Origin of the sequence: Streptomyces sp. OR43 (assembly GCF_008042275.1) — a bacterium.
Taxonomy (GTDB): Bacteria; Actinomycetota; Actinomycetes; order Streptomycetales; family Streptomycetaceae; genus Streptomyces.
Genome location: NZ_RDBK01000043.1, coordinates 1,361,442 through 1,379,980 on the forward strand (window position 1 = coordinate 1,361,442; position 18,539 = coordinate 1,379,980).

Consider the following 18,539-nt stretch of genomic DNA (forward strand, 5'->3'; position numbering starts at 1 on the left):
GTCACACACCTCGTAGATCAGCGGTACGTCGGCCGGCGCCAAAGACGGGGACGGGTCGATGCAGGAGTGGTGCGTGCCAATCCCGCACGCGATCGAGCGGTACGGGACGGGAGCTGTACCCGGGGGGTGCGGTTGTCGGCGAGGAGGCATCAGTGGGCCCCTGCGAGGGCCGACCAGGCTTCGGCCGGGAGTTTTGGGGCGACGAGCACCGTGCGCGTCCGTACCTGCTCTTCCCACGCCAGCAGGTACGGACGGACAAGCGCGACGTCCTCACCCCTCAGGGGGTAACGGTGGACCGCGCCCGCCGAAGCCCGACCCATAGCGACGGTCGAAGCGTCAGCGGGTGCGAGGACAGTGACAGCGGCCAGCGGCCGGGAGGGCGTTAAGGGGCGGCGATGCCGGCCCTTCGAGAAGTACCGCTCTCTGGTGAGCGAGGCGGTACGGCGGATACGGTTGAGCATGCTGTTCAGCTCCTATCGCTGATAGCCCGGTCCCCCGACATCGCCCGTCGTGGGGACCGTTTTGCGTACAGCCGCCCATAAGGTGCGGCCGTTCAAACTGGTGGCCAGGAGTCCGAATCGATCGGCATCGGCCACCACGTCCAGGACCTCTCGCCATGACTCGGCGGAGAGCGCTTCTGGTACTTCCGCCTCGACCGTCGTGAACCGCGTGTGCTCCTCCACGCGGGTGGGGAGCCCGATGGCGGACAGTCGGGCGGCGATGGCCCCCGCGGTTACTCCCGAAGTGGGCACAGGGCAGCCTCCGTCACCAGCGATCACTTTCAGTGAAGCTAGTTAACTAGATTAGAGCTAGTGGACTAGATTTTCCATATGTCTGAGCAACCGCCGTATCTCCGCATCGCCGACGAACTCCGGCGGCGCGTTGCGGAGCACGTCTGGGAGCCGGGGGACCGCCTCCCCTCCCGCGCCCAGATCGGCCAGGAGTGCGGCGTGGGCGAGAACGTGGTGCGCCGGGCACAGGAGCTGCTGATCTCCCAGGGCATGCTGGAAGGCCGCGCCGGATCGGGCACGTACGTCGCCGAGACCCGGCAGCGAGTACGTGTCGTCCGGTCAACGGCGCGCGAGCAGCCCGGCGGAGCTCCGTTCCGCCAGGACATGAAGGCGCTCGGCAGACAGGGCGACTGGGAGAGCCGGACCGACGCGAAGGTGCCGGCTCCGGCGGAAATCGCGGCGCGGCTCGGGGTGGCCGAGGGCGAGCTGTGCGTAAAGACGACGTACGAGTTCCTGGCGGACGGCAGGCCGGTGCAGTTGTCGACGAGTTGGGAGCCCTACGACCTCACCGCCGGCACACTCGTCGTCCTCCCTGAGGGAGGGCCGCACGCCGGGGCAGGTGTCGTGAACCGCATGGCCACGATCGGAGTCACCGTCAGCCACGCGGTGGAACAGCCCGAACCACGGCACGCGACCGCCGAGGAAGCATCGCTACTCGGCATCCAGAAAGCCGCACTCGTGACGCATATCCGGCGGACGTACTACAGCGACCAAGGCCGTCCCGTGGAAACAGCCGACATCGTGGTGCCCGCAGCGCACTGCGAGATCGTCTACGAGATTCCCATCAGCCGGTAGCGGGTGGACAGCCCTCGTGGCTTGTCTCATTCCTGGAGACGTGCCCAAGCGTGCCCCTCCCCTGCCTGATGGGGGCACCAGGGGAAGGAGTCGTTCCCGGCGGGAATGTGAATCGCTGATTCCCTCCGGCCGAGCACTTGGGGATATTCACCTGAGGGTTTGGGATTAACCCCATGGTGACGTCGCTGCCACGACGGTTCGCATGACAGCGAGTGATTGACGAGCAACTTTCATTTAGACCATTTAGCAGGAACCCTTCCGCTGGCTCGCGCATGCGATTCGACCTGATCCTTGAGTACCTGATAGATAGCGTCGGCCAAATGTCGCGCGAAATGCACATTGAAGCGGATCTCTGTCGGCGAGGACGGGATTCGAGCGCCACTGTGCGCGACGATATTACGCAGCCCTACTAGCTCACCCAGACGTTCCTGTAGGTCGCCTAGCGCCATTCCGGATAGCTCCACGCTCCTGGGTTCAATGTAATGTGCCTCGAAATGCCTGGATATTTGAAGCCACGGTTTTTCTACTCCAGTGAGCTTCATCAGATCCGCGACCGTATCGGGCCCCGGGTTTCCTCCGGTCTCAATTGCGTGTCCGGCGCTGATCTTACCGGCCACTATTCCCTCTGCCGCCGCCTTTCCATCACTGATTCTTTCGTTCGGTTCGCGCAATTTCCCAAACCTCTTGGCCTGGAGAGCGGCATTCAGGTTTTTAGTGATTAATAGAACCTGTACCCGTTCCGGAAGATCCCAAAGCAGGAATTCCGGCGCCGCTTCTCCATGCCTCTCCAGCGCGTACGTGACTACGTCCTTGATGAACTCTTCAAACCGGGCGCAAAGAAGCACGACAGCCCCTGCCAGTAGAGGGCTAGTGTTCGGCCTGTTAGGCAAGTAAGAGAATGCGGGATGGCGCAAGGTGATGGATTCAGCGAGGTCTAGCAAATCTTCGACGTCGTCGAGCTGTGTTCCGAATTTCTGAGTCGGCATCGCTACCTCGCGACACTTTCAATCATTTCCACGATCAAATTTACCCGCATGGCTAGGTGATGCTTGCCCGCTGCTGTGAATGTTCCTCTGAATTCCGGGTTACCAAAAAGCTCGCGCATTCCAAGGCGAATCCGGGTGGAATTTTGGGCGATCATAGAAGCTGACAAGGTGCGGACCGCCAGCATCTGGGCGTAGTAAAGAGGGGCGGAGATTCTCGATTCCGCCTTTCCCTGTACAGGTAGCCACCGCCTAAAAACTTCACCCTCGAAGGCAATTAGGCATTTATCCAGCGTAGTGGCGAAGGATGCTCGATATTCTTGAATCACTTCCAGCGAAGACTCATTCTTGCGCTGCAAGTAATGTGTGAGCAATTGAGGTGAGGGCATTGAATCCACGGTGTCTTCTGTGAGCCAGAAGTAACGCAGCACCAGTTCTGCATCTCGGATGATCTTAATGCCGCCGGAACTCACGCCAAGGGCGCGCCGAAACTCGTCGCTGCTGGCAAGTTCGATCGTTAGCGAATTGAATGGGCCTTGATGCGCAGCATTTCTAATTTCCTGCGTCGTTAGATGAGTTCCTCCCGCATTGATCCTGGAAAAAACTTCTGTCGTCACATCGGAAGTGGAGCTGGCGGCTACGATTACCGCGCGCATCGTGCACGCGAGCAAGTGACGCCGCATCTGTTCCGGGAGCTCACTAAATTTGAGACCGTTCGCTGAATGCAGCCCCACAAGGCCCTGAAGTGGGTACTCTCCTTTTATGTAAGAAAGCACCGCGTCGAGGCGTTGAGTTCCGTCAAGAACTGAATATTTATACGTGTCAGGGTCCTCTGCGAAGAACAGAGAGGGTACTGGGATGTTCAACAAGAGAGATTCAAGGAACTGGGAATTCTGAGAGAGTGTCCAGACTTTCCTGCGAGCGAACGACGGAATTACGAGGTCCCCTTGCTCGAAAATTCTCTCCAACGAAGCGATAGGGAAATCCATTGCACTGGTCCTGATGTCTGCTTTGGCTAGCTGCCAGTTCCGCCGAATTTCTTCACTTGTGGGCCCTTCGTCATGGCCTTGCCCTTGCATGGCGTGCCTTCCCTCTAGTAGTTGCCCGCTCGGTCGAGGGCTTCCGGCATGCTACCGACGTACGCTTTGACGAGGGCCGATTCCGCCATGACGGCTAGTAGTGGAACGGCCCGCCCGTGACGCCCCGTCCGCCTCCGTCCTGCACGCGTCGCCCCGCACGCCGTGGAACGGGCGTAGTTAGAGGGACATCAAGGTGCGGCGCATCACTGTCCGAACGGCCGTGACGTCCCCCTGGGCCGCGTCTCCCGCCCGCCACCGTCTCTCCAGACGCTCCTAACGGCCGGTATGGCCGTCACTGACCGATCCGGCTAGAGCTACGGATCAGAAGGCTTCTGACATCCACTGCTGACATCAACGACGCCGGACGGGCGCGTACGCCAGCATCCATGTCCGGCCGTCGCACCAGTCGACGGCAGCAGCCAGAGCGGGCTCGGATCGAACTCCTAAAGCGGGTGTCGAGGACCGACGTCATTCCTCGCGGTGCTGAGCGAACACCTGCTGCTGCTCGTCCCGCCAGCTCCAGTTGGCCGACCGGGAGAAGGGCAGGCTTCGGGCAAGGCCGGAGAACTGGTCGGAAGGCTCCCGGCTGGCCTTGTTCACCACGATCGCCGAGAGCATCGGTGCTCGTCCGTCTTCATTGCGGTGAAGACAGGCATCCTTGAGCAGGTAGGTCATGACTCCGCGGTAAGGCGGGATGGAGTCGAAGCCCTCGGCCGCCAACTCGGCGCTCAGCTCCCCGTACGAGATGGTCTGACCCTGCCGGGCCCGCTTCCGCAGGATCTCCACGGCCGCTTCGACCGCTGCCGGGTACTCCGAGTCCTTGATCCTCATTGCCCCTCCCCCATCGCGTGGACACTGCCCAGCCTGCGCATCGTACCGGCCAGGCACCGCCCTGTACTGCTAAAAGCGGATGAAGAGGTCGTGCCAGAACTGTGCCAGATCGTGCGGGGAACCACGGGGAATTACGGGGGATCAGGGCGCCAACTAGTCAGGCTCCAGGGCCGCTCCACCACAGGTCAGCGCAGCAACCGCCCGTGGACAACGCGAGCTTCCCAAGCTGACGTCCCACCGCACCTGTGCAGGCAGGGGTGTCCTGTCGGTGCCGACCAGTAGCCTGCCGCCGTCACTCATCACGCCTGGAGGCTTCATGGAAGCGGACGCTCTCGTTAGTCCGGACCGGCTTTGGTCGGCGCGGGAGGTCTTGTTGCGTCCGAGTCCTGTACCGGCGGCAGCAGGTGTCTACGGGTGGCACTTCGAGCAGGCGCCCCACAAGGACCTGGAGGCCGGACGCTTGCTCTACGTCGGCATAGCCCCGCGGTTCATGGCGAACCGGACCAGCACGCAGAACCTGCGCAAACGGGTGCGATACCACTACCGAGGCAACGCGGCTGGCTCGACGCTTCGGCTCACCCTTGGGTGCCTGCTCGGGCTTGAGTTGCGCCGCGTGGGAAGCGGTAAGCGGTTGACCTTCTGCAAGGCCGGCGAAGCCACCCTGACTCAATGGATGGCGGACAACGCCCGAGTGTGCTGGATCGAGCAGGACGAGCCATGGGGCCTGGAATCGAAGCTCATCTCCCAACTCGACCTACCCTTGAATCTTGACCAGAACCGCCAGAACGCGTTCCACGGTCGGCTGAAGGAACTGCGGGCCCAAGCGCGTCAGCTGGCACGGGACTTGCCGATCAGCGCGTAGTGCGTCGGGCCGGGCCTGCGGGCAGAGTCTGGGCCGTCCCTGGGCCGCCCGAGGCCGCTCAACAGTGGCCAATGACGACCAAGGACGACCACCAGGCGCATAGGCCCACCGGTCCTGAGCAGGGAAAATGCAGGTCACCGTGATCCCTGGCAAGAACCAGGGCAAGAAGTAACAGCCCACGCGTCGAGCCCCCCGCCCGCGGATCAACCGCGAGCGGGGGGCTCTTCGCTGCCGCCGCCTGCGCCACCCGCTCGGTCCAGCAGGGGCACGCGACGCGGCACTGCGCCTCCGCGTGTGACGGCGCTCACCCGGCGTCGTACCCTGTGGCGCATGTGGGGAGAGCGGGGAGAGCAGCCATGAGTGAACCCCTGAAGACCTTTGTCGGCGGTGCCGAGGTCGAGGTGCCCAACAGCATCCCGGCCATCCGCGACGCCCTGCCCGAGGCGAGGCGCGAGGAGTTCGACCGCGCCATCAACGAGGCCGGGGTGCACGAGATCCAGGCCGTGATGCGGCACTGGATGCTGGAGGCCGTCCCCGATCCGGAAGCCGAGCGGATCCTGGACCGGCTGGCGCGGGACGAGGCCGAGAGGCGGAGCGTCGCTTGAGCCTCAGGATCTCCTACGCGCCTCCCGCCGACGACACCCTGGCCAAGATGCGGGACGGCGAGACCTTCCGGGACGAGATGGCGCGCACGCTGGGGCACGACCCGTACGGACACGGCTCGTCCGCCGTCAAGGGTGAGCACGATCGCCGTGAGGCGACGGTCGCCGGGGCGATCGTGCTCTACTACGTCTCCGGTTCGGTCCTGACCGTCACCGTGGTGCGGCTCGTCCCGCTTCCGTAGGACGGCCCGCCCCGCGGACCGCGATCTGACCCCTGATCAGGCGAGCTTGGCGGCCTGGGCGTCGATGACGGCGGTCGGCAGGTCGAAGTCGCCACCCTCGGCAGCCGCGCCCAGGTTGAGCGAGGTCAACGAGGCGAGCGTGGTGCCCTGGCGGAGCTGGATGAGCTTCATGGCGTACTTCTCGCCCTCACCCTCGACCGTGACCGTCCAGGCGACCGCTTCCTCGCCGCCCTTGACCGGCACCTCCGTGATCTTGGTGACCTTCTGCTTCGCTCCGGCGGCGGTGAGGGTGAAGCCGGAGGCGCACTCGGTCGCGGCAGTGCGCAGACCGGCCAGCGCCTCGTCGGCGCCCTTGCCGTCGTACGTGGCGAGCGTGGTGAGCGTCGTCGTGACGTTCATCATCGCCTCGAGCATCTTCGCCGGGTCCTCGTTCGCCTTCGGGTCGTCGCTCTTCTTCGGCACACGGGCCACCTTCCGCTGCGTGGACGCGGCGGGCTTTCCGGCCTTGGCGCCCATCAGGGCATCGGCGAACGCGTCGCAGGCGGCCTTGTCGACCGTGACGGCGTCGCCTTCGATGGCGTCGGCGGGAGTGCCCTTGGAGATCTTGTGGTCCTTGACGTCGCCTTCGGCCAGCGAGACCTTCTCCAACTCGGCCGCGGTCAGCGCCTTCGCGTGGGAGTCCGCCCCCTTGTCCGCCGGCTCGGCGGAGGCGGAGCCGGCCGCCTTGCCGTTGTCCTTGGCCGCGTCCCCGTCCGAACCGCAGGCCGCGGTGAGCAGGGCCAGGGACATCACGGTGGCGGCAACGGCGGTACGGCGTATGGCAGTGGGTCGCATGGCCCGTCCTTCGGTCTCAAGGTGTTTCGCCCGCACGAGAGCGGCCGTCGCCGGGTTCGGCGCGGCGGTGAGGAATCGTGGAGGTTTGCCAACTCTATGAGCACGCTGTGGTTTGGCAATGCGTCAACGCGGGCATCGCCCGTGATCGTGACGACGTCGTGATCACCTCGTGAAGGCCCTGGACCGGGCATTTGCCACAGATGGCAGCAACACGTCGCGGGGTGACCGCTCGAAGGGGGTCCGCTGATGTTGCCCGACACCGTCCTGAGCACCGTGCTGGGTTCCGTGGGCGTGCCGCCGGAACTGGTCGCCTCGTGCGATCCGCTGGCGGGAGGTACGTACAACGCGGTCACCCGTGTCGGTCTCGCCGACGGCCGGCGGTGGGTGGTCAAGACGCCTCCGCCGGGCGGGAGTCATCTCGCGTACGAGCGCGATCTGTTGGTCAACGAGGTGACGTTCTACACCGCGGCGGCCGGCCTCGCCGAGGAGACCGCCGTCCCCGCCGTCGTGCGCAGCGGCCTCGACCCGGCCGCGCCCGGGGGCGCGTACGTGATCATGACGGAGCGTCCGGGGCGGCCCTGGCACGAGCTCGGCGGCGCTCTGGGCGACGCCGAGGGGCGGCGGCTGCGTGTGGAGCTCGGGCGGATCGTCGGCCGGCTGCACTCCGTGCCGGGGCCGGGCGGTTTCGGCTACCCGTCCGCGGCGCTGGGCCCGTTGGCCCCCACCTGGCGCGGCGCCTTCACGGCGATGACCGGCGCCGTGCTGGCGGACGCGGAGCGGTACGGGGCGCGGCTGCCGCGGACGCCTTCGGTCATCCGCCGCCGGCTCGACGCCGCTTCGTCCGTCCTGGACGACGTCGCCCGGCCCGCCCTGGTCCACTTCGACCTGTGGCAGGGCAACATCCTGGTCGCCGGGGAGCCGGGCGCGCGGCGGATCGGCGGGATCATCGACGGGGAGCGGATGTTCTGGGGCGACCCGGCCGCCGACTTCGTGTCGCTCGCCCTGTTGGGGGACATCGAGGAGGACGAGGACTTCCTGACCGGGTACGGGCAGTCGGCGCCCGGCGGTCCGGTGGGGTTCGACGGTTCCCTGCGGACGCGGATCGCGCTGTACCGCGCGTACCTCTACCTGATCATGCTGGTGGAGACCGTGCCCCGGAAGACCTCCGGGGAACAGTGGGAGTGGACGTGGAACGAGGTCGCGCCGCGGCTCGAAGCGGCGCTCGACGACATCGGGCCGGCGCCGCGGGCGTGAGGGCGGCCGCAGCGCCGGCGCTCGTCCCTCAGCGCCCCAACGCGCGTTGGGCGTCGTGGAGGTTGGCCGGACGGACGGTCTCCGGGGTGCCGTACGCCTCCAGGCGGGTGTGCAGGTCGCCGGCGAAGTCGGGGACGTCGATCTGGTCGAACTCCGTCACCTCGCTCACCCCCGCCGTCGCGCTGTACGGGGCGAGGCCGTCGATCCGCATCAGGCCGGCCCGGCCGTTGGTGACGCGGATGTTCCAGTGCGTGAAGCGGGCGCCGAACAGCGGTCCGGCGCTCGCGTCGCCGCCGTGGCGCCCGTTGTTGTTCACGGTGATGTCGGTGCGGACGTTGGCGAACGGCATGCCCCGGTGCGAGTCGAAGGTGCCCATCTCCATCACGCCGCGCGACCACACGTTGTGGCTGGACAGGCCCTCGACGTTGATGCCGTGCAGCTGGGTCCCGGGGGGCGCCGGGACGGTGCGCTGCTCGATGGTGAAGTCCTCGATCAGGTTGTCGTGGCTGCCTTCACGGCAGTAGTACGGGTGGTGCGAGCCGCGCCCCGCGACCTTCGTGCGGCGCAGGGTGCAGGCGGAGGCGCCGATGAGGCCGAAGCCGTTGTCGACGTGGCGGACGGTGATGTCGTCGGCCCAGCAGTCGTACGCGCACTGGAACGCGACGCCGTTGTACCCCTTGTCGAGCAGGTGCGGCGACTGCGGGGTCTCGACCGCTTCGAGGGTGAGGCCTTCGACGCCGGAGCCGGTGAGCGGGGTGGCGAGGGTGGTGAGGCGCGGGTCCCACTCGGGGCGGACGTCGAGCGGGAGCGGCCGCTCCAGGGTGACCCGGCGGCCGTGCACGGCGGTGATGCGGACCGGCCACTCGTAGGGGACGTAGGAGGTCAGCTTGGTCTTGTCGTCCCAGTAGTACGCCTCCGGCCCGGCCCCGCCGCCCGCCATGTGCTCCAGGAGCGTGTGGGCGGAGTCGTCGGCGAGGCGGAGCAGGACGAGTGCGCCGCGCTTCAGCTTCCGGGGGTCGTCGACGGTGATCGTGCGGTCGCCGAGGCGGGCGGGGGCGACGGTGGTCAGGGTCCGCCACTCGTCCCGCTGGTTGCCGGTCCAGCCTTCGAAGGGCCAGGCCTTCGCCTTGATGGCGTCGGTGAGCGAGGCCCAACGGGCTTCCGGGCAGAACCAGATGAGGCCGCCGGCCCAGGACCAGCTGGACTTGTCGCCGCCGTAGCGGCTGCCGTACGCGCCGATGAGCTCGGTGAGGTTCTTCGTGGCGATGAGCGTGGTGCGGCCGCTGCCCGCGCCGCGTACCACGACGTTGCTGTGGCCGATGCGGATGATGTCGTCGACGCGGTACGTGCCCGCGGGGACGATCACCGTGCCGCCGCCGCGCTCTCCGGCGGCGGCGATGGCTCGGTTGATCGCGGGGGCGGCGTCGGCGGAGTTGTCGGGCCGGGCGCCGTAGTGCAGGACGTCGGCGGTGAAGCCGTGGCCGGTACGGGGGCGGGGCAGGGCGGAGCCGCCGCGGTAGCCGGCCCGGCCGATGAACGGGATCTGCGGGTGGGTGAAGGGCGCTGCGGCGAACTCCCGCCAGAGCGGGGACGGCTGTGACCGTCCGCCGGCCACGGCGCCTGTGCCACCGCTCGTGGGGAAGGCCGGGGCGCCTGTGCCACCACTCGCGGCGGAGGCCGTCCCGCCGCCGAGCGTTCCCGTTGCCGCGGCCGCGGCGACGGCCACCGCGCTGCCGAGCAGTCCACGCCTGCTGAAGTCCCTCTGCGTCGCCTGGGGCGCCATGAGCCGGCCCGCCTTCCATGATTTTCACGGATGTGAACGCTGTTCATATCTGCGTCGGCGGTGAGCATGCCACGAGCCCCGGGCGCAGCGAAAGGGCCGTGCACGGGGGAATCCTCAGCCAGCGAGCCGGGGAAAACTCAGGCAGCCGATCGGTCAGCGGCAGGCGTCAGTTGACGGGGCGCTGGGTCAGGTGGGTGAACGCTTCCAGGTTGCGCGTGGACTCGCCGCGCGACACCCGCCACGCGTACTCCTTGCGGATCGCGCTCGCGAAACCGAGTTCGAGCAGGGGGTTGAAGGCGCCGTCGGCCGCCTCCAGTACGACGCCGAGCAGCCGGTCCAGCTCCCCCGGCGTCACCACGGACAGCGGCAGCTTGCCGACGAGGTAGATGTCCCCGAGCGAGTCGACCGCGTAACTCACGCCGAACAGCCGGAGGTTGCGCTCCAGCAGCCAGCGGTGCACCGCCGCGTCGTTCTCGTCGGGGTGCCGGATGACGAAGGCGTTGAGGGACAGCGCGTGCGTGCCGACGATCAGCGAGCAGGTGGTGGCGAGCTTGCGGGTGCCGGGCAGCTGGACGACGTAATGGCCGGGCGCGGGGCTCTCGTAGTCGAGCCCGGCATCCTTCAGCGTCGCCTCGATGACCTGGGCGACCTGTGTGACCTGCGGCGTCGCCGCTTCCTCGGGTACGTCAGCCATGGAGCGAGCGTACGTCAGGCACCGGGTGCCCGTCCGGCGGGAACCCCGCCGGCCTCATCCGTGGTGCGCGCGGACCCGGCGGCGGTGGTCCTGCACCGCGCCGGTGTACACGTCCGCGGTCGCCGCCGCCGCCGTGTCCCAGCCGAAGCGCTGCGCGTGCGCGGCGGCCTCGCCGCCCATCCGGTCGACGAGCCCGGGCGAGGCCGCGAAGCGCTGGAGCACCGCCGCGTACGCCTCCGGGTCGTGCCCGGGGATCAGGAAGCCGCTGACCCCGTCCCGTACCGCCACGGGCAGCCCGCCCACAGCCGCCGCGACGACCGGGGTGCCGGCTGCCTGGGCCTCTATGGCGACCAGGCCGAAGGACTCGCTGTACGAGGGCATGACCAGCACGGACGCGGCCCGGAACCAGTCGGCGAGCTGGTCCTGCCCGACCGGCGGGTGGAACCGCACGACGTCCGCGATGCCGAGACGGGCCGCCAGCTTCTGCAACCCCTCCGGCTTGGCGAGCCCGCTGCCGCTGGGGCCGCCGACGACCGGCACGACGATGCGCGCACGCAGCGACGGGTCCCGGTCCAGCAGCGCGGCGACCGCGCGCAGCAGCACGTCCGGGGCCTTCAGCGGCTGGATGCGGCCCGCGAAGAGCGGGATCAGGGCATCCTGCGGCAGACCGAGGCGCGCACGGGCCGCGGCACGGCCGTCCGCGGGGCGGAAGCGGTCCAGGTTGACACCGGGGTGGACGACGGCGACGGCGCCCGGATCGGCGTCGTAGAAGCGGACGAGCTCGTCCGCCTCCTCGGCGGTGTTCGCGATCAGCCGGTCGGAGGCGTGCACGATCTGGGTCTCGCCGATGACGCGGGCGGCGGGCTCGGGGGTGTCGCCCTCGGCGAGCGCGGCGTTCTTGACCTTGGCCATGGTGTGCATGGCGTGGACGAGCGGGACGCCCCAGCGCTGCGCGGCGAGCCAGCCGACCTGGCCGGACAGCCAGTAGTGGGAGTGCACCAGGTCGTAGTAGCCGGGGCGCTGACCGGCCCACGCCTGCATCACGCCGTGCGTGAAGGCACAGAGCTGAGCGGGCAGCTCCTCCTTGGCCAGACCCTCGTACGGGCCCGCGTCGACGTGCCGGACCAGGACGCCCGGCGCCATTTCGACGGCCGGCGGCAGGGCGCCGGTGGTGGAGCGCGTGAAGATCTCGACCTCGATGTTGATCGCGGCCAGGCGCTTGGCGAGCTCCACGATGTACACGTTCATACCGCCCGCGTCGCCCGTACCCGGCTGGTGCAGCGGCGAGGTGTGCACGGAGAGCATCGCGATCCGGCGCGGCCTGCGATGGCCGCCGGGGAAGGAACCGGTGAGGCCTGCGGGGAACCTGAGACGCGGCGCGACACGGCTGCTGCCGAGCCGGGAGACGTACTGACTCACGTCGTCCGGTCCTCCTCGCTCAGGGCACTGGTACCGACTTTGTTCACGGCATGGCACGGAAGGGACGCACAGCCTCTTTCCGAAGGCGCACGGACCCTTTCGGAAGGCTGGAACAGCGGAACGACTCCTTTCATTTCCGCTTTGCCAAATCATTACGGTATGGCTCCGGCGCGTCGCGGTGCACGGCCGCCGGGTCCGGGCGAGTGGTTACGCTCTGTGTCATGCGCCCGATCGGCACCGCCACCCGCGGGACCACCAACCCGAACCGGCTGCGCCGCATGGACCGCTGGATCGCCGCCACGCACGGCCCCGCCCTGCGCCGCGCCGACGCCCCCGTGGCGGTCGACCTCGGGTACGGCGCCGCGCCCTGGACCGCCGTCGAGCTGCTGGAGCGCCTGCGCACCGCCGAGCCCCGTACCCGCGTGGTCGGCATCGAGATCTCCCCGGAGCGCGTCGAGGCGGCGCGGCCGTACGAGCGCGAGGGCCTCACCTTCCGGCACGGCGGCTTCGAGATCCCCCTGCCGGAGCGGCCCGCGCTGATCCGGGCGGCGAACGTGCTGCGCCAGTACGACGAGGCCGAGGTCGCCGCCGTCTGGCAGCGGCTGTGCGGCCGGCTCGCGCCGGGCGGACTGCTGGTGGAGGGCACCTGCGACGAGATCGGGCGCCGCCACGTCTGGGTGGCGCTGGGCCCCGAGGGCCCCCGCACGGTCACGTTCGCGACCCGGCTCGGCTCCCTCGGCCGCCCGTCCGACCTCGCGGAGCGGCTGCCCAAGGCGCTGATCCACCGCAATGTGCCGGGCGAGCCCGTCCACGCCTTCCTCCGCGACTTCGACCGGGCCTGGGCGGCGGCCGCGCCGTACGCCTCGCTGGGCGCCCGGCAGCGCTGGATCACGGCCGTGCGGGCCCTGTCCGGCGCGTGGCCGCTGACGGACAACGTACGGCGTTGGCGCCAGGGCGAAGTGACGGTGAAATGGGCGGCGCTCCAACCCGAGCGGTAGCCCAACACGCGGAGAACAGAGTGAACTCTCCCGGCACCGGGAACGTCGGGACGGCATCGTTCGTCCCAGAACAGGGGGCCTGATCCACACGGGCGGACACCGGGGGCCGGGGAGGGCCAAGGGTGTTCGCGAGCTGCGGAGATGTGTCTGCCTCTGTTGCTTTTCGGTAGGGCATGGCACGATCTCGTCGGCACCGTAAGTTACTGACGGTAAATCAGATCTCCATCGGTGTCCGTGCCCGTGTCCGTGTGTCCATATCCGTATCCGTACCCGTAGGGATCCGCTCGGAGGGGGAGCTTCGTGTACCGACGTCACTGTGCCGCTGCCGCGATCACTCTGGTCTGCGCGATGGCCGTCCTGGCCTCGCCGGTCCAGGCCTTCGCCGCACCCGCGCCTCCCTCGCCCGCCGCGGACCGGCCGGTGAAGAAGAGCCTCGAAGAGGTGCGCCAGGAGATCGACGGCCTCTACCGGGCCGCCGGATCGGCCACGGACGCGTACAACCTCGCCGAGGAGAAGACGAAGAAGCAGTCCGGCGAGATCGTCAAGCTGGCCCAGGCCATAGTCGAGGGCCAGGCGAAGATCGCCGAGCTCAAGAGCAGAGCGGGCGCCCAGGCCCGCGAGGAGTACCGCAACGCCGGACTGCCCCCGGGCGCCCGGCTCATGCTCAGCGGGGACCCGCAGCTCTTCCTGGACGGCATCGGCCGCGCCCAGCAGGGCCAGAAGGCCGCCAAGGGACTCCTGGGGGAACTGAACAGGACCCAGGAGGACTTGAAGACGTACACGCAGGACGCGAGCACCAACTGGACGAAGCTCGAAGCCAATCGCGTCAAGCAGGCCAAGGCCAAGAAGAAGATCAACGAGCAGATCGCGGCGGCGAAGAAGCTGGAGTCCCAGCTGGAGAAGGAGGAGCGCGCCCGTCTCCTCCAGCTGGAACGGGAGGCGGAGTACAAGTCGCAGACCGCCTGGCTGAGTTCCGGCGCGCTGAAGGAGATCAACCGCGGGGCGAGCGCGAGCGGCAAGAAGGCGGTGGCCTTCGCGACCTCCAAGATCGGCCTGCCGTACGTGTGGGGGGCCGAGGGACCCAAGTCGTACGACTGCTCCGGACTGACCTCGCAGGCCTGGGCGTCGGCCGGCCGGCCGATCCCGCGCACCTCGCAGGAGCAGTGGCGACAACTGCCGCACATCGCGATCGAGGACATGCGCCCCGGCGACCTGATCATCTACCACGGCGACGCCAGCCATGTCGGGATGTACATCGGCGACGGCGCGATCGTCCACGCCCCGCGCCCGGGCCGCAACGTCACACTCGCCGGGGCCGGCTCGATGGAGATCCTCGGAGTCGTCCGCCCGGACCGCTAGGCACGGCGTCTCGCTCGGAACGGGCCGGAGCGGGCCGGCGCGGAGCTCGGGCCGGGGTCGGGGCCGAAGCGGAGAACTCGGGCCGGGGTCGGGGAGCGGGTCCGGTGGGTGGGGTGTTCGCACCGCGCGGTCACCGGCGTGAGCGGCGCCACTTGGGCCCGGGCGGGTGGCGTGACCTTTGTCATGTCGCTCCGGGCGCCTCGGAACGGCACATCGCGCCGGATCCGTGACCTGACGCGGCTTATGCCGGTGCATATGCCGGAGGCCGGGTGTCGTGCACCATTCCGTTCCCGCATCCCGTACCGCTATCGTCCCCGTCTGGCGGGTCGTCGATCGGCGTCCCGCCGCGCCCTCGGGGGGAGGGAAGGAAACCCGAACCGATGCCCGTACCCGTACCGCAGCAGCGTGCCGTTCCCGCTGCGGAGGCCAGCAACGGCACCGACCTCACCCTCCTGGTGATCGAGGACGACCCGGCGGGCACCTTCAGCGTCCCGGAACTCTCCGCCGCGACCGGTGCCCGGGTCCGTATCCGCGCCGCCCGCAACCTGACCGAGGCGGGCCGGCTCCTCACGGACGACGTGGACTGCATCCTGTTGGACCTGGCGCTGCCGTCCGGCGACCGGAACGCCGAGGCCGACGGACTCGCGACCCTCCAGCACGTGCTGCGGATCGCGCCCCGGCACGCCGTGCTCGCCCTCACGGCCGAGGACGACGCGGAGCTGGCCGCCGAGGCCGTACGGGTGGGGGCGCAGGACTACCTCTTCCGCGGCGAACTCGACGCCAGGCTGCTCAGCCGCGCCATCCGCTACGCCGTCGAGCGCAAACGCGCCGACGTCACCCAGCACAAGCTCACCGAGTCCCGGCTGCGCGCCCAGGAGAACGCCCGGCTGGAGCGCGGCCTGCTGCCCACCCCGCTGCTCGAGGGCTCCGATCTGCGCTTCGCGGCCCGCTACCGCCCCGGCCGCAGCCGCGCGCTGCTGGGCGGCGACTTCTACGACACGGTCCGCACCCCCGACGGCACGGTGCACGCGATGATCGGCGACGTCTGCGGGCACGGCCCGGACGAGGCGGCACTCGGCGTCGAACTGCGCATCGCCTGGCGGGCCTTGACCCTGGCAGGACTCTGCGGCGACGAACTGCTCTCCACGCTCCAGCAGGTCCTGGAGCACGAACGGGAGAGCGAGGAGATCTTCGCGACCCTCTGCACCGTCGACATCACCCCCGACGGCCGCCGGGCGGGCCTGTGCCTCGCGGGCCATCCCGCACCGCTGATCGCCCGGCAGGGACGGGCCGCGCACCTGCTTCCGTACGAGGACGGCGGCCCGGCACTCGGCCTGCTGCCGCGCGCCCGCTGGCCGCGCCGGCAGGTGGAACTGGGCGGCTCCTGGAGCCTGATGATGTACACGGACGGACTGATCGAGGGCCGCGTCGGCAACGGCACACAGCGTCTCGGCCAGGAAGGCATGGTCGCGATGATCAACCGCCAGCTGGCCGAGGGCCTGGCCGGCGAGGAGCTGCTGGAAGCGGCGGTCACCCACGTCCGCGAGCTGAACGGCGGCGAACTGACCGACGACGTCGCGATCCTCCTGCTCGACCGCGACCAGGACACCGCGCGCGACAGCGCCCGCCACCGGGCCCAGAACGGCGGCCGGGGCCGGAGCATCCCGCGCCCCCGCCCCGGTCAGGTGTCACCCGCAGGCGTTCAACGCCCGCCGTTGTAGGGCCCGTACGGCCCGTCGCTGCTGGAGCCGCCGTTCCGGCGGCCACCGCCGGACACGGCCTTGATGGCGGGCCGTACGTCCACGAAGAACACGATGGACGCGATCAGCCCGGCGATCTGCAGGAAGAGCATCGGCACCCAGAGGTTCACCACCACCGCGATGCCGAGAATGATCAGCCAGAACGACTTCTTCTGCTTGTCCGCGGCGCGGTAGGCGTCCTCGCGGGCGATCGCGGCCATGATGAAGGCCGCCACGGCGAGGACGGTCATGACCGTGAAGATCAGCCCGAGGATGGAATTGAAGCCTTCGAGCAACATGAGGTGCACCGCCTAGTGAGTGGATGAGCGCTCGCGGCCAAGGTACCGGGACAACGACCGGGGCACGTGAAAAGGTGCCCGCCCGCCGCCCCGGCACACCTGCCGGGCAACGCCGCGCTACTTGGTGGTGGGCGGCGTGGTCTTCTTCGCGGCGGGCTTGCGCGCGGGCGCCTTCTTGGCGGGCGCGGCCGCGGGCGACGGCTTGGCCGTCTCGGCCTTGACGGCCTTCGGCGCGGGCTTGGCGGCCGGCGCCGGCTTGGCGGCGGGCTTCGGCGCGGGCTTGACCGCCTCCGGCTTCGACTCCTTGCGCGGCTCGACGACGACGGCGATCTCGACGATCTCCTCGGCGGTCTCACCCCGCCACGTCCGCACGCTCTGCTCGCCGCGCTCGGCGACCTTCTCGTACGTCTCCCGGGCCCTGACCGCGTACTCCGCGGCCACGCCGACGCCGCGCAGCGCCAGGTCCTGGGCGCTCTCGCCCAGCTTCTTCAGGTCGGTGTCGAAGGCCCCGATCACCTCGGTGACCTTGGCCTGGAAGGTGGCCTGCGCCTCCTTGGCCTGCCCGGCCACCTTCTCCTGCACGGCCTTGGGGTCGGTGTTGCGCACCGCCTCGATGCGCTCCGGCGCCTCGGCCCGCAGCTGCTCGATCAGGGCCGGGACCTTTCGGGCCTGCCGCACGGCGAGGTCCGCCGTGCCGGCGGCGAAGTAGAGGGGGGTCGGGTCGGTGAGGGTCTTGCGCAGGTCATCGGTGATGGCCATGACTGTGGTCCTCCCGGATCATCAGACTCAGTGACTCAGTGACTCACTGTGAGGGTTTTGAAGGCTTTGAACCTGTATCGGCAGCACTGCCGTCGGCACTGAAGGGCTCATTCGCACCGGATGGGTGCCCCTCGCCGTCCGCGGGGTCCACGGGCTCGTCCTCGAACCCGTTCTCCTTGCGGAACGAGGCGTAGATCTGCAGCAGCACGCTCTTCTGCCGCTCGTTGATCGACGGATCGGCGAGAATCACCGCCCGCGTCTCCAGCTCGTCCCGCTCCCGCTCATCCAGGATCCCGGCCCGTACGTACAGGGTCTCGGCAGAGATCCGCAGCGCCTTGGCGACCTGCTGGAGGACCTCGGCACTGGGCTTGCGCAGCCCGCGCTCGATCTGGCTGAGGTAGGGATTGGACACCCCGGCGGCATCGGCGAGCTGCCGCAGCGACAGCTGCGCGGTACGGCGCTGCTCGCGCAGGTACTCGCCGAGATTGCCGACGTTGAGTGAGGCCATGAGTCGATAGTGGACCCATGGCGCTAACTATTGCAAGCAGGTGCTTGCAAAAGTGCGCTGCGCCACTCGAATGCTCGGATCCTCGTCCACCGGCGGTCGGAGCAGGTATCGCGCTTCCCCGGGCTCTATGAGGTCGAGGTCGGTGGCGCCGCGAATGTCGGCGAGTCCCATGAACTGGCCGCCGCGCGGGAGCTGGCCGAAGAGCTGGGCATTCGTGCGCTGCCGCGCCTGCTGTTCACGTTCATCAACCGCAGCGGCTTGAGCCCTCACTGGCTCGGCGTGCACGAAGCTGTGGTGCCGGACGCCATGGCCGCCGACCCCTATGAGGTCGCCTGGCATGGATGGCTGACCGAGCCGGAACTGCGGTCGGCCCTGCTGGAGTGGCACTTCACCTCCGACAGCCACGAAGCCTTCAGCCGGTATCTCGCGTTCCGGACCGCGCGGTCCTGACCTTGCCCGCCTCGCGGGCTGGGACGCCTACTTGCGGCCAACGCGCCTCGCGAAAGCGGCTGTCCGTGGCGGGGAGTACGGATGCTTGGTCGACTCCCGCTCATTGAGATCGTTTCATCCTGATTCTGCAGGTCGCAGGGCTGGTGCGGGCCGGGAGTGACGGACTCCTGCCGGTCAGCATCATGATCACTGCGGGGTGATCGTCGGTTCACCTCTGAACCTCGGCGTTCGCGAGGACGAGGAGGGCCCGCTGACGTT

20 protein-coding genes are annotated in these 18,539 nt (G+C 68.7%); 9 read left to right on the forward strand and 11 right to left on the reverse strand.

What is annotated here, in order from left to right; genetic code table 11:
- Positions 1 to 473: 473 nt before the first annotated feature.
- Positions 474 to 752: a hypothetical protein gene (locus EAO72_RS43290; protein WP_148019425.1), complete on the reverse strand. Its 279-nt coding sequence runs from the start codon at positions 750 to 752 to the stop codon at positions 474 to 476.
- 78 nt (positions 753 to 830) lie between these two features.
- Here EAO72_RS43290 and EAO72_RS24645 point away from each other — a divergent pair, with 78 nt between their 5' ends.
- On the forward strand, positions 831 to 1,586 hold the full coding sequence (locus EAO72_RS24645) for a GntR family transcriptional regulator (RefSeq protein WP_148019426.1): 756 nt from the start codon (positions 831 to 833) through the stop codon (positions 1,584 to 1,586).
- Positions 1,587 to 1,816: 230 nt separating this feature from the next.
- Here EAO72_RS24645 and EAO72_RS24650 read toward each other — a convergent pair whose 3' ends face one another.
- From EAO72_RS24650 to EAO72_RS24660, 3 genes are all read right to left on the reverse strand, one after another.
- A complete protein-coding gene (locus EAO72_RS24650; protein WP_148019427.1) occupies positions 1,817 to 2,572 on the reverse strand; it encodes a HEPN domain-containing protein in 756 nt (251 codons plus the stop codon).
- Positions 2,573 to 2,574: 2 nt separating this feature from the next.
- Positions 2,575 to 3,648, reverse strand: coding sequence for a DUF262 domain-containing protein (locus EAO72_RS24655; RefSeq protein ID WP_148019428.1), 1,074 nt, complete (start codon positions 3,646 to 3,648; stop codon positions 2,575 to 2,577).
- 468 nt (positions 3,649 to 4,116) lie between these two features.
- On the reverse strand, positions 4,117 to 4,479 hold the full coding sequence (locus EAO72_RS24660; RefSeq protein ID WP_148019429.1) for a hypothetical protein: 363 nt from the start codon (positions 4,477 to 4,479) through the stop codon (positions 4,117 to 4,119).
- A gap of 316 nt (positions 4,480 to 4,795) precedes the next feature.
- On the opposite strand from EAO72_RS24660, the gene EAO72_RS24665 reads away from it, so the two are divergent.
- The 3 genes from EAO72_RS24665 (at position 4,796) to EAO72_RS24675 (ending at position 6,185) form a co-directional block, all read left to right on the forward strand.
- The gene (locus EAO72_RS24665) at positions 4,796 to 5,341 is read left to right on the forward strand and encodes a GIY-YIG nuclease family protein (protein WP_148019430.1); all 546 of its coding nucleotides are present in this window, start codon (positions 4,796 to 4,798) and stop codon (positions 5,339 to 5,341) included.
- Positions 5,342 to 5,697: 356 nt separating this feature from the next.
- The gene (locus tag EAO72_RS24670; RefSeq protein ID WP_148019431.1) at positions 5,698 to 5,946 is read left to right on the forward strand and encodes a hypothetical protein; all 249 of its coding nucleotides are present in this window, start codon (positions 5,698 to 5,700) and stop codon (positions 5,944 to 5,946) included.
- Positions 5,943 to 6,185: a hypothetical protein gene (locus EAO72_RS24675; RefSeq protein WP_148019432.1), complete on the forward strand. Its 243-nt coding sequence runs from the start codon at positions 5,943 to 5,945 to the stop codon at positions 6,183 to 6,185. Before EAO72_RS24670 ends, EAO72_RS24675 begins: the two co-directional genes overlap by 4 nt.
- Positions 6,186 to 6,221: 36 nt before the next feature.
- Here EAO72_RS24675 and EAO72_RS24680 read toward each other — a convergent pair whose 3' ends face one another.
- A complete protein-coding gene (locus EAO72_RS24680) occupies positions 6,222 to 7,019 on the reverse strand; it encodes a hypothetical protein (protein ID WP_148019433.1) in 798 nt (265 codons plus the stop codon).
- Between the two features lie 246 nt (positions 7,020 to 7,265).
- Between EAO72_RS24680 and EAO72_RS24685 the strand changes: the two genes are divergently transcribed.
- The gene (locus EAO72_RS24685; protein WP_148019434.1) at positions 7,266 to 8,273 is read left to right on the forward strand and encodes a phosphotransferase family protein; all 1,008 of its coding nucleotides are present in this window, start codon (positions 7,266 to 7,268) and stop codon (positions 8,271 to 8,273) included.
- Between the two features lie 28 nt (positions 8,274 to 8,301).
- Here the strand turns inward: EAO72_RS24685 and EAO72_RS24690 are convergent, their stop codons facing one another.
- The 3 genes from EAO72_RS24690 to mshA form a co-directional block, all read right to left on the reverse strand.
- Positions 8,302 to 10,056, reverse strand: coding sequence for a glycosyl hydrolase family 28-related protein (locus EAO72_RS24690; RefSeq protein WP_148019435.1), 1,755 nt, complete (start codon positions 10,054 to 10,056; stop codon positions 8,302 to 8,304).
- 166 nt (positions 10,057 to 10,222) lie between these two features.
- A complete protein-coding gene (locus tag EAO72_RS24695) occupies positions 10,223 to 10,750 on the reverse strand; it encodes a type III secretion system chaperone family protein (RefSeq protein ID WP_148019436.1) in 528 nt (175 codons plus the stop codon).
- Between the two features lie 54 nt (positions 10,751 to 10,804).
- Positions 10,805 to 12,169 carry a D-inositol-3-phosphate glycosyltransferase gene (gene mshA, locus EAO72_RS24700; protein WP_148019437.1) on the reverse strand — a complete coding sequence of 455 codons (1,365 nt, stop codon included), beginning with the start codon at positions 12,167 to 12,169 and terminating at the stop codon, positions 10,805 to 10,807.
- A gap of 221 nt (positions 12,170 to 12,390) precedes the next feature.
- Here mshA and EAO72_RS24705 point away from each other — a divergent pair, with 221 nt between their 5' ends.
- The 3 genes from EAO72_RS24705 to EAO72_RS24715 all read left to right on the forward strand — a co-directional run bounded on the left by EAO72_RS24705 (position 12,391) and on the right by EAO72_RS24715 (position 16,247).
- Positions 12,391 to 13,167: a class I SAM-dependent methyltransferase gene (locus EAO72_RS24705; protein WP_148019438.1), complete on the forward strand. Its 777-nt coding sequence runs from the start codon at positions 12,391 to 12,393 to the stop codon at positions 13,165 to 13,167.
- A 300-nt stretch (positions 13,168 to 13,467) separates the two neighbouring features.
- A complete protein-coding gene (locus tag EAO72_RS24710; protein WP_148019439.1) occupies positions 13,468 to 14,526 on the forward strand; it encodes a C40 family peptidase in 1,059 nt (352 codons plus the stop codon).
- Between the two features lie 380 nt (positions 14,527 to 14,906).
- Positions 14,907 to 16,247, forward strand: a complete 1,341-nt coding sequence (locus EAO72_RS24715) for a PP2C family protein-serine/threonine phosphatase (RefSeq protein ID WP_148019440.1) — start codon at positions 14,907 to 14,909, stop codon at positions 16,245 to 16,247.
- On the opposite strand, the gene EAO72_RS24720 is transcribed toward EAO72_RS24715, so the two are convergent.
- From EAO72_RS24720 to EAO72_RS24730, 3 genes are all read right to left on the reverse strand, one after another.
- A complete protein-coding gene (locus EAO72_RS24720) occupies positions 16,229 to 16,564 on the reverse strand; it encodes a DUF2516 family protein (protein ID WP_148019441.1) in 336 nt (111 codons plus the stop codon). The two genes, EAO72_RS24715 and EAO72_RS24720, sit on opposite strands and share 19 nt — an antisense overlap.
- 117 nt (positions 16,565 to 16,681) lie before the next feature.
- Positions 16,682 to 17,323: a hypothetical protein gene (locus EAO72_RS24725; RefSeq protein WP_148019442.1), complete on the reverse strand. Its 642-nt coding sequence runs from the start codon at positions 17,321 to 17,323 to the stop codon at positions 16,682 to 16,684.
- Positions 17,324 to 17,366: 43 nt separating this feature from the next.
- Positions 17,367 to 17,831: a helix-turn-helix domain-containing protein gene (locus tag EAO72_RS24730; protein ID WP_148019443.1), complete on the reverse strand. Its 465-nt coding sequence runs from the start codon at positions 17,829 to 17,831 to the stop codon at positions 17,367 to 17,369.
- 30 nt (positions 17,832 to 17,861) lie between these two features.
- On the opposite strand from EAO72_RS24730, the gene EAO72_RS24735 reads away from it, so the two are divergent.
- On the forward strand, positions 17,862 to 18,281 hold the full coding sequence (locus tag EAO72_RS24735) for an NUDIX domain-containing protein (RefSeq protein WP_261991622.1): 420 nt from the start codon (positions 17,862 to 17,864) through the stop codon (positions 18,279 to 18,281).
- The last annotated feature ends 258 nt before the right edge of the window (positions 18,282 to 18,539 follow it).

Bases quoted from the DNA above. Each gene is read 5' to 3' on its own strand.
- EAO72_RS24645 (WP_148019426.1), top strand. From the start codon at position 831: ATGTCTGAGCAACCGCCGTATCTCCGCATCGCCGACGAACTCCGGCGG.
- EAO72_RS24650 (WP_148019427.1), bottom strand. From the start codon at position 2,572: ATGCCGACTCAGAAATTCGGAACACAGCTCGACGACGTCGAAGATTTG.
- EAO72_RS24655 (WP_148019428.1), bottom strand. From the start codon at position 3,648: ATGCAAGGGCAAGGCCATGACGAAGGGCCCACAAGTGAAGAAATTCGG.
- EAO72_RS24660 (WP_148019429.1), bottom strand. From the start codon at position 4,479: ATGAGGATCAAGGACTCGGAGTACCCGGCAGCGGTCGAAGCGGCCGTG.
- EAO72_RS24665 (WP_148019430.1), top strand. From the start codon at position 4,796: ATGGAAGCGGACGCTCTCGTTAGTCCGGACCGGCTTTGGTCGGCGCGG.
- EAO72_RS24670 (WP_148019431.1), top strand. From the start codon at position 5,698: ATGAGTGAACCCCTGAAGACCTTTGTCGGCGGTGCCGAGGTCGAGGTG.
- EAO72_RS24680 (WP_148019433.1), bottom strand. From the start codon at position 7,019: ATGCGACCCACTGCCATACGCCGTACCGCCGTTGCCGCCACCGTGATG.
- EAO72_RS24685 (WP_148019434.1), top strand. From the start codon at position 7,266: ATGTTGCCCGACACCGTCCTGAGCACCGTGCTGGGTTCCGTGGGCGTG.
- EAO72_RS24690 (WP_148019435.1), bottom strand. From the start codon at position 10,056: ATGGCGCCCCAGGCGACGCAGAGGGACTTCAGCAGGCGTGGACTGCTC.
- EAO72_RS24695 (WP_148019436.1), bottom strand. From the start codon at position 10,750: ATGGCTGACGTACCCGAGGAAGCGGCGACGCCGCAGGTCACACAGGTC.
- EAO72_RS24705 (WP_148019438.1), top strand. From the start codon at position 12,391: ATGCGCCCGATCGGCACCGCCACCCGCGGGACCACCAACCCGAACCGG.
- EAO72_RS24715 (WP_148019440.1), top strand. From the start codon at position 14,907: ATGCCCGTACCCGTACCGCAGCAGCGTGCCGTTCCCGCTGCGGAGGCC.
- EAO72_RS24720 (WP_148019441.1), bottom strand. From the start codon at position 16,564: ATGTTGCTCGAAGGCTTCAATTCCATCCTCGGGCTGATCTTCACGGTC.
- EAO72_RS24725 (WP_148019442.1), bottom strand. From the start codon at position 17,323: ATGGCCATCACCGATGACCTGCGCAAGACCCTCACCGACCCGACCCCC.
- EAO72_RS24730 (WP_148019443.1), bottom strand. From the start codon at position 17,831: ATGGCCTCACTCAACGTCGGCAATCTCGGCGAGTACCTGCGCGAGCAG.